This is a genomic window from Altibacter lentus (assembly GCF_000746845.1).
Classification (GTDB): domain Bacteria; phylum Bacteroidota; class Bacteroidia; order Flavobacteriales; family Flavobacteriaceae; genus Altibacter; species Altibacter lentus.
Genome location: NZ_KN050846.1, coordinates 236,180 through 253,253, shown reverse-complemented (window position 1 = coordinate 253,253; position 17,074 = coordinate 236,180). Strand labels below are relative to the sequence as shown.

Sequence of the window (17,074 nt, the reverse complement as noted above, 5' to 3'; positions counted from 1 at the left end):
TTTGGGTAATAGCAGGTGTTGTATGCCATGCTGAAAAAGCCAACGCGCAAATAGGCACATTTGGTTTTTGCCGACCCACAAGTCCAAACGCAAAAAACCAAAAGAGCCTATTTTTTTGCCCACGCTCGAACGGAATAGCAATGAAACGAACGAAAAGTATATTGAAAAATGAGATAATCGAAATATTTGGGCTATTTTAGCGACTTAATTTTATGCGGACATGAACCGAATAAAGGAAGTACTTGAAGAGAAAGGAATTAAGCAAACTTGGTTGGCTGACAAGCTTGGAAAAAGTTACAACATGGTCAATGGCTATGTTCAAAACCGGCAACAACCAAGACTTGAAATCCTTTATGAGATTGCTGAAATTTTGGAAGTATCGGTTAAAGAACTGCTTGTAGAAAAGAATAAGGATGCTGAATAATATTATCGAACATAAAAAAAAGGAATGGCTTCAATCTAACGATTGCCCTGTAAAAGACCTTGTTCTTTACATGAAAGAAAAGGGAAACTTGAGAGATACCCAAATTGAAGCCATTGAAACATATTTGTTCCTGAAAATCAAAGGACAAAACAAACCACTTTGGAAACTATTCTCAGAAGGTTTCTTTACAAACGGAACGGACTTATCAAAACTCAATATTAATCAAAAGGCAAGGGACTTTTTATCAAATAACAAAGCTGCTCATGCACTTTATGACTTTTCACGACAAAAAAATGGAGACACTACTTTACTGCCCGAACTTGAAAAACTTATCGTTGACAAGCCGACCGAATTAGATTACGAACAAATCATTAAGAACATTTTTTACAATGTGGATTATGCAGATTACCTAATGAGTTTGCCAATGGGTGCAGGAAAGACCTATTTGATGGCTGCATTCATTTACATTGACTTGTATTTCGCACACAACGAACCAGAGAATAAAACCTTTGCTCATAATTTCTTGGTGTTAATTCCTTCAGGACTAAAATCTTCGATTGTACCAAGTTTAAGAACGATAGAGAATTTTGACCCTACTTGGGTAATTCCTGACCCAGCCGCAAGCGAATTGAAACGTATGTTGAAGTTTGAAATTTTGGATGAGTCACGTTCTACCAAGAAAAGTAATCGTGTTGTAAATCCCAATGCAGGGAAGGTTAACGCCTGTTTACCAAATCCCTTTGGTCGTGTATTCGTAGTAAATGCGGAAAAAGTAATTCTTGACCGATTAGAAGTAACCAACCAGTTAGAAGTATTTGAAAAAACAGAAGATGAAAAAGACAAACAAGCGAACGAACTAAGGAATTTAATCGGAAAAATTCCAAACCTTTCCATTCTTATTGATGAAGTACACCATGCCGCAACTGACGACATTAAACTTCGACAAGTAGTCAATAAATGGCAAGCAAAAGGGAATATTACCACTGTTTTAGGATTTTCAGGAACGCCCTATTTAGCCAAGGCAGATAAAATTCAAGTTAACGAAGAGACTTTTTTCAAATTCTCTCAAATCACCAACACGGTTTATTATTATCCACTTGTAACAGCTATTAAGAGTTTTCTAAAAACACCAAAAGTGAAAATCGGGCAAAACCTTGACCGCTTTCAAATTATCCGTAAAGGTATTGAAGATTTCCAAGCTACTTATGGCAGTAAAAAATACAAGAACGGAACTATTGCCAAGATTGCGATTTATTGCACCAACATTGAAGTGTTGGAGGCAGAAGTTTATCCGTTTTTAACAGGTGAATTAAAAATCAACCCTGCTGAAATTCTAAAATTCCATAAGGGAAACAAGGAGTATCCACAACCAGAAGGAAGTGAATTAGAATTTCGCTCTTTGGATTTGCCTATTTCAAAAAAACGATACATACTACTTGTGCAAGTTGGGAAAGAAGGTTGGGATTGCCCAAGTTTAACAAGCGTCATACTTTCTCAAAAAGGAGATAGCCCCAAAAATATGGTGCTACAAACAAGTTGCCGTTGTTTACGCCAAGTTGACCCTGAACAGGATGAAACGGCTCTCATTTGGCTGAATGACTACAATGCCAAAACACTGAATGACCAACTCAAAAAGGAACAACAAACTTCCATTGAGGAAATCAACAAAATAAAGAAAGAAGGTAAAATTGAATGGGTTGAGCGTTTTTCAAGAATGGAACTTTTGGACTTGCCTTTGGTAGATTTTTACCAACTCAGGGTAAAATACCAATCCATTGATGAAGAAACAGAAGCGCATACCAAAACCAAACTTCAAGAATTAGTCAAAAACATAGACCAATACAAAGCGGCTGCATTGGTTACAACTGCTGAAATAAGCAATTTGGATGAAGGCAACATAGCCATTATGAAACAAACAGGTTTTGATGCTGCCAATTTCAATTTATGGGTGCATGAAATCTCAAAAGAAAGTTATGGTCTAATCAAGACCACAGAATTACATACATACGATACAGAACTACAAAGCATTTTCAAAAAGGTAACGTATGAAGAAAATGACGTCCTTTTTTGGAATGAATTGTATGACATATACACCATCAACAGCAAAATAAGATTGGCTTTCAGTATTAAGCGAGACTTAAAAACTGAAAGTGAAGTTATCCCTGAAAATGCTAATTTACTTTTGGTTGACAAGCTTGGTTCGGTAGAAAAGAATGATAAACTCTACCCTGAAAAAGCGGATGTAGATAAAATTTTGGTGGTTGATGAATCAGGTGAGGACATAGAAATTGACTTGACCAAGGCAAGAGCAGATTATGACAAAGCCTTGAAAACTTTGGAAGATGCAGGAATGGGTCATATGATGTCGTCTTGGGAAGATTTCCAAAAGAAGTACGACCATTCTCTTGCAGTACGTTCCAAAGACAAAACTTTCCACTATTTGCCTTACAACTTTGTACAAAGTGGATTTGAAAAAGACATTTTACAAAAAACATTGCAGCTCGACAGTTTCAAAGAAAATAGCTTGGAAGTTTATTACAATGGAGAGAGAGGATTAACCGAGTTTGTGATTAACTGCTTTGCCAAAAACGGGAAAAATTGGAAAAATATAGGACGTTACACTACCGATTTTCTCATTATCCAGCGCAGGGAAAAAGCTATACACAAAGCCCTTTTGGTGGAAACCAAAGGCGAAGGTTTTAAAAATGACCCTGCGTTTCTGCAAAAGAAAAACTTTGTAGAAACAGAGTTTTTAAAGCAGAACAACGACAAGTTTGGTTACCAGCGTTTTGACTTCTTGTATTTGGAAGACGGAACCGATATAGCCAACAATATTGTAACGATAAACAACAAGATTGACGAATTTTTCAAAGAATAAGATATGCCCGTAAAATACATACCATACGTACCCAACACCGTAGAAGGTCAGGCTGTGCTAGACAACATTAGCCGCACTCAACGTGTATTGCGTTATCGCGATAACGACAAAGTGATTTCTAAAATCATGCGTGGGATGCCATACTACGAAATGGAAAAACAAGAACAAGTAGGCGAAGAAAGTGAAAACTTGGTCATCCGTGGCGAGTGCCTTTCTGCTTGTGCCTACTTGAAAGAGCAAGGCATTAAAGTGGATTTGGTGTACATAGACCCACCTTTTGCCAGCGGTGCAGATTACGCTAAAACTGTAAATATCAGAAGAGATCCAAAACTAGCAGAGAAAATAAAAAAGGCTGAAGAAGAATTAGAGATTGATGAACTCAAAGCCTTTGAAGAAACCATGTATGGCGATATATGGCAAAAGGAAGATTATCTGAATTGGATGCATGAAAATTTAATGGCTATAAAAAGTATCATGAGTGAAACAGCCAGTATTTATGTACATCTTGATACCAAAATCGGGCATTACGTAAAAATATTATTGGATGAAGTTTTTGGAGAAGAGAAATTCATCAATGAAATTATTTGGTATTACAACGACAAATTTGCGACTGGAGGTAATTCAATGGACAAAAATCATGATAATATCTTCTTATACTCAAAAGAGCAAGACTATGTTTTTCATCCGATAATTATTCCAAAAGATAAGACAACAACTAGGGCATTACGAAAAAAGGTAGATGGTAAAACAGTGAATGTCTTAGATGAGAATGGAAATAAAATATATGAGCAGTACAGTGAAAAAAAAGAGGATGATGTTTGGCAAATAGGTCGAACAATTTCAAAAAATGAGTATCTAAGTTACTCTACCCAAAAGCCTGAAAAATTGCTTTCAAGAATAATTAAAGCAAGTTCAAATAAGGAAATGACCGTTGTTGATTTCTTTGGAGGTAGTGGCGTAACCGCTAAAGTAGCTCATGATTTGGGTAGAAAATTTATCCATGTGGATATTGGCATTAACAGCATTCAAACCACCAGAGACCGTTTAGTTGAAGTAGGTGCCAGCTTTCAGATTTTAGAAATCAAAGACGGTGTCAGCTTGTTTCGCAATCCACAGCAAACTATGGACAAGTTGGCTAAACTCATTCCAGGCTTGCAACAAAAAGTGCCAGGTGTTGGAAAATTTTGGTTTGGTGCTTTACAAGACAGTAAATTGGGAACAGTTCCAGTTTACGTACCTAACTTAATAGACGGCTCTGAAAAGGTATTGGATGTTCCTGCCGTAAACAGAATCATCAATGAGGAACTTCAAAATTTAGAAATTAATGCACAAAAAGCTATTGTCTATTACGTAGATGTGGACGACCACAAGTCATTAGAAAAATTCATCAAAGACAACAATGCAACGCAAACCACTATTGAACTAAAGGATTTAAAAGAAATCCTGCACGCCATTGTAGTTGAAGATGAAATAGAAACCAAAAGCATCAAAACCAAAGAAGGATTTGAAGTAGAAATAACCAAATTTGTCAGCGACCGCCTCAATCAGAAAATCAATGATTTTAACGAGAAAGGAAATCTTCAAGCCATTAACAAAGGCAAGAAGTTCTCGCCTATCACTATCAGCGAGGAAGGTTTGGAATTAATAGAATACCTTTCTCTTGATTGTGAAAATGCAGAAGGTGTTTGGTCAAGCAGTTCAGAAATTAAGATTGACAAGCTCGGCTACATTTCAGTAAACGGACAGAAAACCAAAGATTTTTGGAACGGCAAAATTTCAGCAGACAAAAAACCGCTAAGACTGAAAATCAGAAACATCAGCGGAGACGAAACGGTAAAAGTATTTGAATAAAAAATAGCCCAAATATGCCAACGCTTCAAAGCCACCCACATTGCCAAGCCGCTCAAGCCAAACGCACCAGCCAAAGCTTGTCAAAGAGTGTGTCTTTCCCAACGCACGGACGAAAAGAAAGCACGGGCATACAACAACGTATATAATTTATGGCTAGATCCAACAGGCATCGCATCTCCCCTAATATTTGTACTTTAGTCGAGCTGACAAAAAAGAAACAGCGGCTTTGCAGTTGCTTCTGATTCGCACGTCCCGCCTCCGGCGTGACTTCCCACAAACGCTACCGCGTTTTGTTGGCCAGCCGAATCGAAGCCGCAGACCGCCACAAATCATATACAAAACCGTTGTGCACAATTAGAAAATGAAAGAAAAACTATCGGAATTAAAAAGTAGAGCTCAAAACCTTCGATATAACGACAAGAAGGAACTTGATGATATCCAACGCAAAACGAAAATGTTTTTGGAAAAACTCTTTCCAATGAAGTTTACTTATCCAGGTGAAGTTGACTCTATCAATTTCTATCCTTCCTATCATGTTTCTGGAATGGGCAGTGGTCCTTATCAAGAAGCTTGGTCGAAGGGTAAAGAAGAGCTAATAAATCTATTAGACACCAGAATTGAAGAAGCCGATATTTTATCTAAACAAACTGTGGAAAGCAAACCCAAAGTTCAAGTCGTAGAAAAGGTTGTTACCGTTGAAGACCACTCGAAGATTTATGAACTAAATCAAGAAATCAAAGCACTAAGAGAAAGTAAAAATCTTTGGCAGAAAATGAACTGGACTACACTAATTACAATAATAATCAGCCTTTTAGGTGGATCATTCTTTTTCGGTAAATACGTTGGTCAAGTAAAATTCGAAAAAGAGAAAATAGATCTCTTTACTGAAAATCAGGATTTAACGAATCTAAATGACAGTCTAATTTCTGTAGTTGAAACTCAGAACAAGAAAATTGTAAATATGATAGAACAATTACCTCAGGAACCAATAGAGCTTGAAGGACCATTAGAAATCACTATTTCATTTGGAGGACCCCTTACGATTTTTAACGGCAATGTTTTGATTGAAGCAGAAGAAGATTTTGACAATGCTATTCTTGATTTTAAAGGGATTTTGGGAATTTCGAAAACAGTCAACGGAGAATTTGACACTCTAACAATTAAAGTGTCTAAAGGAGACAGGTTTTTCTTTAAAGATGAAGAATCAATAATTTGGGCAGTTAATGTTCTAGATACGAGTATTGATGTTGATTTAGAACTTGTTAAAAAATAAAACTGTGCAGAACAACACCCATAAGCAATAGCCCCTGCGGGACGCTACTTCTCATGGCCGGAGCCGTTGGCAACAATTCAAACATAACATTTCTTATGACAAACAATAGATTAAATAACCTAATTATATTTCTATTATTCTTTAGTATTATAAGTTGTTCAGATAAAGAGAATAATAATGACCTCAAAGAATTGAATATAAATGGAAAGGTTTCATTTATTAAAAAATCTACATACCGCGCTGAAGAAAAATTTGGAGAGATTCAAAAAGGAGAAAGAGTTAATAGGTTTTGGATGGTAGATGGTAACAATTATAGTTATTCATTTAACGAATTTGGTAATATAATTGAAATAATTGAATACACATCAGATGATGAAATAGACACCAAAAAAGTTATAACTTATAATGAAAATAATAAAAAAGGCGAACGAAATGATTATAATGCAGAAGGAGAACTTGAAGGTCGAGCAAAGTATGTCTATGATGAAGAAAACAATATTACAACTATTAATTACTATACATCAGATGGTTCTCTTAAAAACCAATATAAAGACAAATATGAGGGGGAGAAATTAGTTGAAAGAAGGCAATACGATAGTGACGGAAAATTAATGATAACTGTGGAATATGAGTTTGATGAAAATGACAATCCTATTCGGTTAAGGGTGCTTGATGACGAGGGTTTTGTGAAACAATACGAAGAGGGAAAATATGACGATAACGGAAATCGGATAGAAAAGAAAGAATATAGAGACAAAAAATTAATGAACGATTATAAATACATGTTCGACAATAACAACAACCTTTTAGAAGAAACAAATTTTACCACTAGTTCTAAAATAAAGTATGAATACAATAATCATGGAGATGTTATCAAAGAGATTCATTACAAGTCTTTTGATAATTTTAATTATAAAATTGAATATAGAATTGAGTACGATGATAAAAATAATTGGGTGAAAAAAATCTCACTGGAAAACGACAAACCTAGTTATTTCAACGAAAGAGAAATAAAATATTTTAAATAAGCAAAGTTGCCAACAATGCCTATAAATAATTGCTTGTCCTTACCTGCTGCTCCAACAACAAAAAAGGGACCGTTTCCGGTCCCCTTCTGGGAATACAAAATTAAGCTACGGCCAGGACCTGCAGGGCCTGTTCACTTTGCAGCGTTAAATAATCGGCATTTACCTGCTTGTAAAAGAACACCCCCGCCACGGTGATCGAGATCGCCGTATCCGGTAAGGGCGCTTCCAGTCCCAGGTCCGTCACCATCGGCATCGGCGCCTCCGGTGCAACCCCGGCGTCCAGATAGTCACTGTACGTCACCGCACGTTTTATAAAGGCGGCATCGGTGAGCGGTGTATAGGTCTCCGTGAGTGCATCATAACTGTGATCACTCAAGACCACGGTCGCCAGTACAAATCGGTAATGCGTCGTGCCACTGGGCATTTCCAATTCGTGTTCGGGATCAAACACCGGTACGGTCCAGGTCACCTCGTTTCGGTTCGCATCCACCACAGGGGCATCATATAGAGCCGTAAAGATGGAATCAAAACGCTTGGCCTCATTGAACTGGAACCCGCTAAAAAGTTCCTTGTTCGGCAACAAGATCATATCCCGCTGTCCGGCCTTTCCGGTACCTGTGTTCAGCACCTTTCTAAAGATGCGCATCAACCGTGCCTGTACCGTTGTGCCTCCCAACTGCTTGATAAGAGAATTCAACGACTTTCTAAAAGTGGTCGCCACCTTAGCCGCAGCCGTAAACTCGCTCATACTCTCCCGCACCCGGGCGTAGTTAGGATCGGTAAGGATCCGCTCGCGGTCCACCCCGCTCTTCTTTTTTACAATATACTTCCCCTTACTTCGGTAGAAGGTAAGGTCATCGATCGTTCCTTTGAACTTGATAAAACTTTCTTGCTTTGCCATAATTTCTAGGTATTAAAAGTTAAACATTCAGTGCATCGGTGTGTTTGTAGCGCGGTTCTTGTTTTTTTAACCCGTTTCCAAACACCTGTTCCGGAATCCGATACGCCAAACATAGAGCCCAAAAACCGAGTATGCAAATCGCATGTCCGATATCGACACAAAAAGGCACTCTTTGCCGAAATTGTCCGCTTTTGTCCTATTATGGCCATTTTGTCCGTTTTTGACCGAATTTGGTCATTTTGTCCGTTTTTGACCGCTTTTTCCAAAATACCTATCCCCAGGCTATCCCCACTCTATCCCCACCCTATCCCCACCTTACCCCCGGGGAGTGAGTAGCTAGGACTTAGGTATTAGGAATTAGGAGTTAGGGGTTAGGACTAAGTAATGAGTCAGCACTATAAAAGAGAAAGCCGCTTAGAATCAAAACACGGCCTCAGAAAGTATCCCGTAAAATGCAAGAAGGTGCAGCGCTAAGCGCGTTACGCTGTCTGAGGGCTGCGAAAGCAGCCCGAGTTCGGAACGTGTAGCGAACCGACGTAGCATTTAGGGATGGTTTCTGCAGCCTAGACATTTTTGCTTCTTTTTGCGGCAATGGGAAAAAGAAGAAAAAAAAATATAATTTATGATTACTTCTCCTCCGCGGTAATGGAAAAAAGAAAAACAATACTTCTCGATACAATGTGCTTGCAGCGCATCACTCGAAGTGACATATGCTAAGAGCGAATAGCAAAGAACTAGGGGTTAGGACTTAGGAGCTAGTAGTGATTAGTGATTGGTGAAGAGTGAATGGAATGGTTTTTTCTGTACTTCGGATTAAACAGCTAGCTTTAATTTTTATTGCTAAGTAAAAAATATTTATCTAGTTTGAATATTACGATACGAAGGACAACCCTTTTACGCCAGAATATGCACACAAAACTTCGAGATCCAGGAAGCCACCAACGGTGGCTGACGCGGAGTTTTTGGGGCGGTTCCCGGCATCAAAGGCCGGGAAATTCCTCGTAAAAGGCCTCCTTTTTTTCGTTCTTTTTTTGGAGGAGCAAAAAAAGAAAATAAATAAAAAAAAATTCATTTACACCAACATTCCACGGCAATGAAAAAAAAGAAAAGAAGAGAAAGTTGAATTGATAAACCACATGCGTTAAAGATCTTATAAATCAAACCTAACAGAATGTTAGCAACGCTACACCATGCGATTTTCTGAAGTATCTTCATACTACGATTTAATAACGGAGTATTAATTTAAATGAATTTGCTATGAGCACTCAAGACAGACAGAATCGTCAAAAGGATCCACAGCAGCAGCAAAACAAGCCACAGGCTCGTAATCAGCAGCAAGATCCAAAGCAGAAGCCACAGCCTTCTAAGAATCGCAAATAGGCTTTGCCTGTTCAGTTTGAATTAGTCAAAACTGAAATGAAACTCCCCGAACGTTGTATACGTTCGGGGAGTTTTAGTTTGGGTAAGATGTTTTAAACTTCTCGGTCTTTCCCTTCTTCGTTTTGCTCCCCATATTGATTGGGGTGCTTTTTCTTTTGAGGGCCTTTCTCTCTACTGGGATCCAGGCTTTTCAATGTTGGATCCTCCTTATCGCGCTTCTTCTTTTTCTCCATATCAATACTGTGTGTTAGGCGGTATCTCTTGGTTGATGTTTCTCGCGACGCTGCTTTTCTTGGTAATTGATCTCTCGTCCATCCGATTCCTTTTCTTTATGATTGATGGCACTCTCTTCAATTCCTTGGTTTCGCTTTTTGGTATTTTCAGATTTATGATTCTTGTCCATAATATGTAGATTTATGATTACATCTAAAAATACAAAGCCAAACAATTAATTGCAGTGCCTTTATAACTCTTTAACACCGAATGTTAAAGGCTTCTCAATTAGCAATTTCATAAGACAAAAAAGAAACGTGCTATTGTACATTTAACCATAACTTAAATTTTAAAAAACTATGAAAACGACACGAGAAGAAGCAAAAGAGAACATCCATGACGATCTTGTGGATAACTTGCAAGGACTGCTAGAGAAGAATTATGATGCTGAAAAGGGCTTTACCAAAGCCATGAAAAATGCCAAAGACAATCGCTTAAAATCTTTTCTGAAACATCAGGCGGCACAACGAAATCGTTTCGCCACCGAACTGGACAAAGAGATTCGGTCGCTTAATGAAACGCCCAAGGAAAGCGGAAGCACGACCGGCGCGTTACACAGAACTTGGATCGATGTGAAAACAGCGTTTACAGGTGATGATGACGAGGCTGTTTTGGAAGAATGCATCCGTGGAGACAAAGCCAGTGTGGAAGAATATGAAGAGAAGTTGAACGACAATCGTTTTCCGCCGCAAATCTCTTCCGTGCTAACGAATCAGTTGAGCCAGATCAAATCCACCCTTAACACGGTGAAGAAACTGGAAGACTTAGAAGATAACTGGAGCTAAAGATCCGTTATGCTTCAGAATCAAAAAGCCCACTCAAGTTGAGTGGGCTTTTCATATCAATCAAATAATTATGAAGTTCACTTACTCCTTCACAAAACGTTTTGTATACACGACGGCGGCTTCTCGCAGAATAGTCACTTGATATACGCCGGCGTTCAATCCGGAAACATCAATAGCCGCATTGTCCGAAACATTGGTGCTTTCTGCAACGATACGTCCCAGCATATCGGTGATCTGCAACGTAGTATTACTAAGATCGAAGCCTTGGACACTAAGGTTTAAAATATCTGATGTAGGATTTGGGAACACGCGCAGTGCGTTCGATCCAAATTCGTCCACCCCTAACGCAGCCGTTGGCAGTGCTAATAGCGCTCCTCCCAGTGGGCTCGCTACGAACAGTCCAAAACCGGGTCCGTTCGAATTCTGCGACGGATCCAAAAATCCTGAAGCCAATACCGTTAAAGCAGCTCCATCCAGCATTAAGGTTGACAAGGGTGCCTCATACGCGGCTACACCGGGTTGTGAGCCGTCCGCAAGACGTATCTCAACAGTATAATCGGCTGTTGGTAATTCTAAATACCCGTCAAATTCCGAATACGATATATCATCCACGATCGTTCCGGCCCCTACTCCTGTTTCTACCACATCTACGGTGGGAGCATCGGTAGCTCCGTGATGTACGAGAATATCCACATTTGACGGATTCGAAGCAGCTTCACGTGCCATGGCGTATACCTGCAGGGAGAGCGGAGGAGCCGGGTTATATCCGGACCCACTCACAATACCATCGGCAACCACAATATAGGTTTCGTCAGGCATAAGGGTAACGGTAACGGTTAAAAGGGCATCCCCTACTCCGGTACTGTTCCCGGGTGCTACCGACAGGTCTATGGGAGCTCCGGCGGGTAGGTCCAAAAAGGTGGTGGCGGTTCTAAATTCGAAATCATCGATCGCGATGTCACTGTTCAGATAAACATCTACTTCTGAGGCGGCAGCGTCTGCAGAATTGTGTATCACTTGTACACGGGCGGTTTGAGAAAAAGCAGTTGCCGTAAAGAGCAAGACTGCCACAAATAGTACTAGGTTTTTCATAGCTTTTGTTTTTTAGTTTCCTCAAAACTATGAAATTATACTTTTTGTTTAATCTTTTTTATATAATGTTTAACAAAATAATATTTTACTTACTAATAAATTGTTATTCAAACACTTATTGAACTACCGGAATAGCTGCTTCCTTGATCGCTTTAAAGCCTCCTGCTACATCCACTACATTGTGAATGCCTCTGCTTTTTAGAATGGACGCCGCGATCACAGATCGATAACCACCTGCACAATGGATATAGAATGGGTCTTCCTTTGGAAGCTCCTTTAAATGATCATTAAGGGCGCCTAAGGGTGCATGGATCGCTTCGGAAATGTGCGCGCCTTCAAATTCATTGTCATTTCGAACATCCACAATAGGTATGTCATTAGCCATGCGAGACTTCAATTCTTCCGCTGAAATAGACGTTAAGCTGTCTACCTCTTTTCCCGCTGCTTTCCAGGCGGCTATGCCTCCCTTTAGATATCCCAGTGTATTGTCGAATCCTACGCGCGACAGACGTGTAACAGCTTCTGCTTCTCTCCCTTCCGAAGTAACCAATAAAATGGGCTGCGAAACATCGGCGATCAGAGCTCCTACCCATGGGGCGAATCCGCCGTCCAGCCCTATAAAGATAGAACGAGGCACGTGTCCTGCAATAAAATCACTTTGATGACGCACATCCAAGACCACAGCACCGGTGGAATTGGCCAACTCTTCAAACGTTTGCGGTGTCAATGGTTCGGTACCACGACGAATAACCGTATCTATATCTTCATACCCTTCCCGGTTCATCTTTACATTGAGCGGAAAGTATACCGGAGGCGGCAACAGGCCATCGGTCACTTCTTTAATAAATTCCGCTTTCGTCATATCTGCGCGTAAGGCATAGTTTAATTGTTTCTGGTTGCCCAGCGTATCCACGGTCTCCTTCATCATGTTCTTTCCGCAAGCCGATCCCGCGCCATGGGCGGGATATACGATCACGTGATCCGGTAAGGGCATGATCTTGTTCCTTAAACTGTCGAACAGGAATCCGGCCAAGTCCTCCTGTGTGCGTTCTTTCCCTTTTTGGGCAAGATCCGGTCTCCCTACATCCCCCAGGAACAAAGTATCTCCACTAAAGATGGCATAGGGGTCTCCCGATTCATCTTTCAGCAAATAAGTGGTGCTTTCCATAGTATGACCCGGCGTATGCAGGGCTACAATGGTTACCTTGCCCAATTTGAACGCCTGACCATCGGTTGCAATAACAGCATCAAAAGTGGGGTTCGCGTTGGGCCCGTAGATTATCGGTGCTCCCGTTTCTTTTGATAAGGTTACGTGACCGCTTACAAAATCGGCGTGGAAATGTGTTTCAAAAATATACTTGATGGTGGCCTTGTCACGTTTCGCACGCGACAGATAGGGCGTAGTTTCCCGCAGGGGATCAATGATGGCAACCTCACCTTCACTTTCAATGTAATAGGCTCCCTGTGCCAAACAGCCGGTATATATTTGTTCGATATTCATGATCTGTAATTTTTAACAAATATAACCAATGAGATTCAGCCAAGGACTGCCTGTCTCTAATTTTACTAATTTTCACATAAATTTTAGACACAGCCAAAAATGCATGTTATATATTTACAACCGCTTGTAAGAAAATCTCAATGACCAGTTTTCGTATTTTGATCCTCTCGTTAGTTCTTGTTGGGTGTTCTTCGGAAAAACAACAAATGGAGACGCTGCGTACGCTTGCTATTCAAGACCTTAGCACGCAGCTTCAGTTACCGGAAGGAACAGTATTTCATAAGGAGACCATTGAAATTTCCGAAGCAAAAGACGTAGCAGAGATAGAGGCCCGATACATCGTAACATGTACCATACAATCTCAAAGTGCCGATGGTAATGAAGAGGCTCGAATCTACACCCTTACATACCAAAAAATTGGTGAAGGAGGACTGGATCCTGCAGATTATGAATTAATATCCTTTGAATAATAAACTATGAAATACCTATTCCTCTCGGCCATTGCAGCGCTCACGGTATCGTGCAATTCGGCTCAAAACTCTACCCAGGCAAACAGCACAAATACCCTAAACCGTGTGGATTACGCCAACACCATTACCGCCGAAGAACTTAAGACACATCTCTATATTTTCGCAGGGGATGCTATGGAAGGTCGTATGACAGGTACTAAGGGACAAAAACTTGCCGCCGAATACCTCCGCAATTTCTATATGGATGCCGGAATAGCCTCACCTATAGAAGAGAATAATTACTATCAGATCATCCCTTCCTCCTATTTCGAACGTATGAAGGAGCCAAAAGCATCAGAGAATGTGGTCGCTTTTATAAAAGGTTCTGAAAAACCGGAAGAAGTTATAGTGCTTTCTGCCCATTACGACCATGTGGGAACCGATAAAAATGGTGTTGTCTATAATGGAGCGGATGATGACGGAAGCGGAACGGTCGCACTTCTTGAGATTGCTGAAGCTTTTCAACAAGCGGTAAAGGACGGAAACGGACCAAAGCGATCCATACTATTCCTGCATGTTGCCGGTGAAGAGATCGGTCTTTGGGGATCCAAATACTATACAGATAACCCCATATTTCCTTTGGAGAATACCGTGACCAACCTTAATATCGATATGATAGGCAGGATCGACCCCGATAAAAAAGACAACCCAAACTATATCTATATCATTGGAAGCAACATGTTGAGCGAGGAGCTACACGAACTGGCTTTTGAAGTGAACGAAGCATACGGAGATCTGGAACTGGATGAGAAATATAACAGTCAGGATGATCCCAACCGCTTTTACTACCGCAGTGACCACTATAACTTTGCCAAGAACAACATTCCTGTTATATTCTATTTTAATGGTGTTCACGAAGATTATCACCGCCCCACAGATACCCCCGATAAGATAGAGTATCCATTAATGACCAAGAGAACCAGACTCATCTTTCAAACGGCCTGGGAGATCGCCAACCGTGAGGACCGAATAACAGCCGACAAGCTTTAAGGTTAAAAAAACCAATCAAAAACGCCTCCCGATACCGGGAGGCGTTTTTTTATTTATCATATCCTACAACGGGCACAAAAAAAGCTTCTCAATTCCGATATCGATCGGAAGGAGAAGCTTGTCTTTTTGGGTGGAAGATCGGTCTCGAACCGACGACCTCCTGAACCACAATCAGGCGCTCTAACCAACTGAGCTACAACCACCAGGTATGTTTCGCTTTGAAAACGGTTGCAAATATAACGCATTTACTACGTATGCGCAATACCAATGTTGAACAATTTTATTGCAATTTGAACAAAGAATCTACCGCAACATAGCGTTCGGCAGTAAATCCTTCTCCGTGGGCTACACCTATCAACCTCCCCAGGTCCTGTGCGCGGTAGGTAATACTATCTCTAAAATTGGTAGAAGAAATAGGAGTTTCAGGCTCAACGGCATTCTCGCGATGAAACTGACTTGCGTAAGCAAAGACAGCTTCAAGCTTTTTTTCAATGAATCCGGAAACATCCACTACCACATCGGGCGTAATATGCTTCCATTGTATATAGTGATATACCTGCTTGGGTCGCCAAGCTTTTTGATGATTGCCTTCAAAGATCGTCTCTATTCGTGCCAATCCGCTTAAAAAGCAGGCGTCACTGGCCAAGCGACTTCCCTTGGCATGATCGATATGACGATCGTCTACGGCATTACACAACACAATATCCGGCTGGTACTTTCGAAGGATCTTAATTACCTCTAGTTGGGAGGCGGCGTTATTTACAAAAAAACCATCTGCAAATTCCAGATTGAGTCGCACCGATGCTCCTAATATCTTGGCCGCTTTCCCGGCTTCTTTATCACGGATCTCGGCAGAGCCTCTCGTGCCCAGTTCGCCTCGGGTAAGATCTAAGATCCCCACCTTTTTACCGTTATTGATCTCTTTGGCCAATGTAGCACCGCAGCCTAATTCAACATCGTCTGGATGCGCTCCAATGGCAAGTATATCTAACTTCATGAAAGTAGTTTTTGTAGTTGTTCCTTTCCTACCGCATCAAAGGCTTGTTCAAAGTCGGCTATAAGGTCATCTTTGTCTTCGATACCCACCGAAAAGCGTAATAGTCCGTCCAAGATTCCCTGTTTTTCACGTTCTTCAGCAGATAACAAGGCATGAGATGTTTTTGCGGGAGAAAGAATGGTAGATTCAACACCGGCAAGACTCATGGACTGTTTTACTAATTGAAGCGCATTCATAAAGGCATCTGCGTCCACGGAGTCGATCAATTCAAAGGATAACATTCCGGTGAAACCACGCATCTGTTTTTTGGCAAGTTCATGATCGGGATGCGAGGGAAGCCCGGGATAATATACGCTGGCAACCAAGGGATGCTTATCAAGCCATTTTGCCATTTTTCTTGCATTCTTGTTGTGGGCTTTCACACGAAGGGCCAAGGTCTTCATACTTCGCTCTAACAACCAAACGGTATAATCGCTTAGGCTTCCTCCCAGATTCTTTGCCTTATGCCATATTTTCTGAATGTGTTCTTCACTCGCCGCAACCGCCCCTGCACATATGTCGCTGTGTCCGCCCATATATTTGGTCGCACTGTGAATTGAAATGTCAATGCCAAAATCCAATGGGGTTTGATTTATCGGGGATGCGAACGTATTGTCTATCATGGTCACCAGTCCATGCTCTTTCGCAATACGCGCGATCATCTTAAGGTCGGTGATTAGCATTAATGGATTGGAAGGAGTTTCTACATAGATCACTTTGGTGTTCTGCTTAATGGCATTTGTGAAATCCTTTTCTGAAAAACCTTGGGTGAAGGTATATTCGATTCCAAATTTCTCAAATTCTTCAGTTACAAAATTGTAGGTCCCACCGTACAAGGTCTTTGGCAGCACTACATGATCTCCCTTATCTAAGAATGCCAGCATGGTGGTACTCACTGCCGCCATACCGCTTCCAAAGATCAAACCACGTTCGGCGTGTTCCAGCATGGCGATCTTCTTGCATAATGCCTCCTGATTTGGAGTGTTGAAATACCGCGGATAGCGTTTTATATCGACATTCTCGTACGCATAGGAGCTTGACATATACAACGGGGAGATCGCTCCTTTAAATTGCTTGTCCTCTATTTCACCCACGTGTGTGCAAACCGTATTTACACCAGGTTTTTTTATTGAATTCATCTCAAATTTTTTGA

The 17,074-nt window shown here is 40.7% G+C and carries 16 protein-coding genes and 1 tRNA gene; 9 read left to right on the top strand and 8 right to left on the bottom strand.

Annotation, left to right across the window (positions count from 1 at the left end):
• Positions 1-220 precede the first annotated feature (220 nt).
• The 5 genes from JS40_RS01330 (at position 221) to JS40_RS01310 (ending at position 7,454) form a co-directional block, all read left to right on the top strand.
• A complete protein-coding gene (locus JS40_RS01330) occupies positions 221-424 on the top strand; it encodes a helix-turn-helix domain-containing protein (protein ID WP_034257808.1) in 204 nt (67 codons plus the stop codon).
• Positions 414-3,302: a DEAD/DEAH box helicase family protein gene (locus tag JS40_RS01325; RefSeq protein ID WP_034257807.1), complete on the top strand. Its 2,889-nt coding sequence runs from the start codon at positions 414-416 to the stop codon at positions 3,300-3,302. The genes JS40_RS01330 and JS40_RS01325 overlap by 11 nt, the downstream gene beginning before the upstream one ends.
• Before the next feature lie 3 nt (positions 3,303-3,305).
• Positions 3,306-5,153, top strand: a complete 1,848-nt coding sequence (locus JS40_RS01320; protein ID WP_034257806.1) for a DNA methyltransferase — start codon at positions 3,306-3,308, stop codon at positions 5,151-5,153.
• A 361-nt stretch (positions 5,154-5,514) separates the two neighbouring features.
• Positions 5,515-6,426: a hypothetical protein gene (locus tag JS40_RS01315; protein WP_034257805.1), complete on the top strand. Its 912-nt coding sequence runs from the start codon at positions 5,515-5,517 to the stop codon at positions 6,424-6,426.
• Positions 6,427-6,521: 95 nt separating this feature from the next.
• A complete protein-coding gene (locus JS40_RS01310) occupies positions 6,522-7,454 on the top strand; it encodes a hypothetical protein (RefSeq protein WP_152558104.1) in 933 nt (310 codons plus the stop codon).
• Between the two features lie 100 nt (positions 7,455-7,554).
• On the opposite strand, the gene JS40_RS01305 is transcribed toward JS40_RS01310, so the two are convergent.
• A complete protein-coding gene (locus JS40_RS01305) occupies positions 7,555-8,355 on the bottom strand; it encodes a hypothetical protein (protein WP_034257803.1) in 801 nt (266 codons plus the stop codon).
• A 1,257-nt stretch (positions 8,356-9,612) separates the two neighbouring features.
• Here JS40_RS01305 and JS40_RS15620 point away from each other — a divergent pair.
• The gene (locus tag JS40_RS15620; protein ID WP_262482535.1) at positions 9,613-9,735 is read left to right on the top strand and encodes a hypothetical protein; all 123 of its coding nucleotides are present in this window, start codon (positions 9,613-9,615) and stop codon (positions 9,733-9,735) included.
• A gap of 92 nt (positions 9,736-9,827) precedes the next feature.
• Here the strand turns inward: JS40_RS15620 and JS40_RS15435 are convergent, their stop codons facing one another.
• Together JS40_RS15435 and JS40_RS15500 are read right to left on the bottom strand one after the other, a co-directional pair.
• Entirely contained in the window at positions 9,828-9,968 is a 141-nt protein-coding gene (locus JS40_RS15435) for a hypothetical protein (RefSeq protein ID WP_160172944.1), read from the bottom strand.
• Positions 9,969-9,982: 14 nt separating this feature from the next.
• On the bottom strand, positions 9,983-10,138 hold the full coding sequence (locus JS40_RS15500) for a hypothetical protein (RefSeq protein WP_173402302.1): 156 nt from the start codon (positions 10,136-10,138) through the stop codon (positions 9,983-9,985).
• 169 nt (positions 10,139-10,307) lie between these two features.
• On the opposite strand from JS40_RS15500, the gene JS40_RS01300 reads away from it, so the two are divergent.
• Positions 10,308-10,793, top strand: a complete 486-nt coding sequence (locus JS40_RS01300) for a ferritin-like domain-containing protein (RefSeq protein WP_034257802.1) — start codon at positions 10,308-10,310, stop codon at positions 10,791-10,793.
• Positions 10,794-10,874: 81 nt separating this feature from the next.
• Here JS40_RS01300 and JS40_RS01295 read toward each other — a convergent pair whose 3' ends face one another.
• Both JS40_RS01295 and JS40_RS01290 read right to left on the bottom strand, forming a co-directional pair.
• A complete protein-coding gene (locus JS40_RS01295; protein ID WP_034257801.1) occupies positions 10,875-11,885 on the bottom strand; it encodes a T9SS type A sorting domain-containing protein in 1,011 nt (336 codons plus the stop codon).
• 115 nt (positions 11,886-12,000) lie between these two features.
• Positions 12,001-13,386, bottom strand: coding sequence for an MBL fold metallo-hydrolase (locus tag JS40_RS01290; RefSeq protein ID WP_034257800.1), 1,386 nt, complete (start codon positions 13,384-13,386; stop codon positions 12,001-12,003).
• Between the two features lie 140 nt (positions 13,387-13,526).
• On the opposite strand from JS40_RS01290, the gene JS40_RS01285 reads away from it, so the two are divergent.
• Positions 13,527-13,856 (top strand): hypothetical protein, encoded by a 330-nt coding sequence (locus JS40_RS01285; RefSeq protein WP_034257799.1) that lies wholly within the window; start codon positions 13,527-13,529, stop codon positions 13,854-13,856.
• A 6-nt stretch (positions 13,857-13,862) separates the two neighbouring features.
• The gene (locus JS40_RS01280; protein ID WP_034257798.1) at positions 13,863-14,885 is read left to right on the top strand and encodes a M28 family metallopeptidase; all 1,023 of its coding nucleotides are present in this window, start codon (positions 13,863-13,865) and stop codon (positions 14,883-14,885) included.
• A 128-nt stretch (positions 14,886-15,013) separates the two neighbouring features.
• Here JS40_RS01280 and JS40_RS01275 read toward each other — a convergent pair.
• The 3 genes from JS40_RS01275 to JS40_RS01265 form a co-directional block, all read right to left on the bottom strand.
• A tRNA-His gene (locus JS40_RS01275) sits at positions 15,014-15,089 on the bottom strand.
• Between the two features lie 76 nt (positions 15,090-15,165).
• Positions 15,166-15,882, bottom strand: a complete 717-nt coding sequence (gene bshB1 / locus JS40_RS01270; RefSeq protein WP_034257797.1) for a bacillithiol biosynthesis deacetylase BshB1 — start codon at positions 15,880-15,882, stop codon at positions 15,166-15,168.
• Positions 15,879-17,060 carry a trans-sulfuration enzyme family protein gene (locus JS40_RS01265; RefSeq protein WP_034257796.1) on the bottom strand — a complete coding sequence of 394 codons (1,182 nt, stop codon included), beginning with the start codon at positions 17,058-17,060 and terminating at the stop codon, positions 15,879-15,881. The genes bshB1 and JS40_RS01265 overlap by 4 nt, the downstream gene beginning before the upstream one ends.
• Positions 17,061-17,074: the final 14 nt, after the last annotated feature.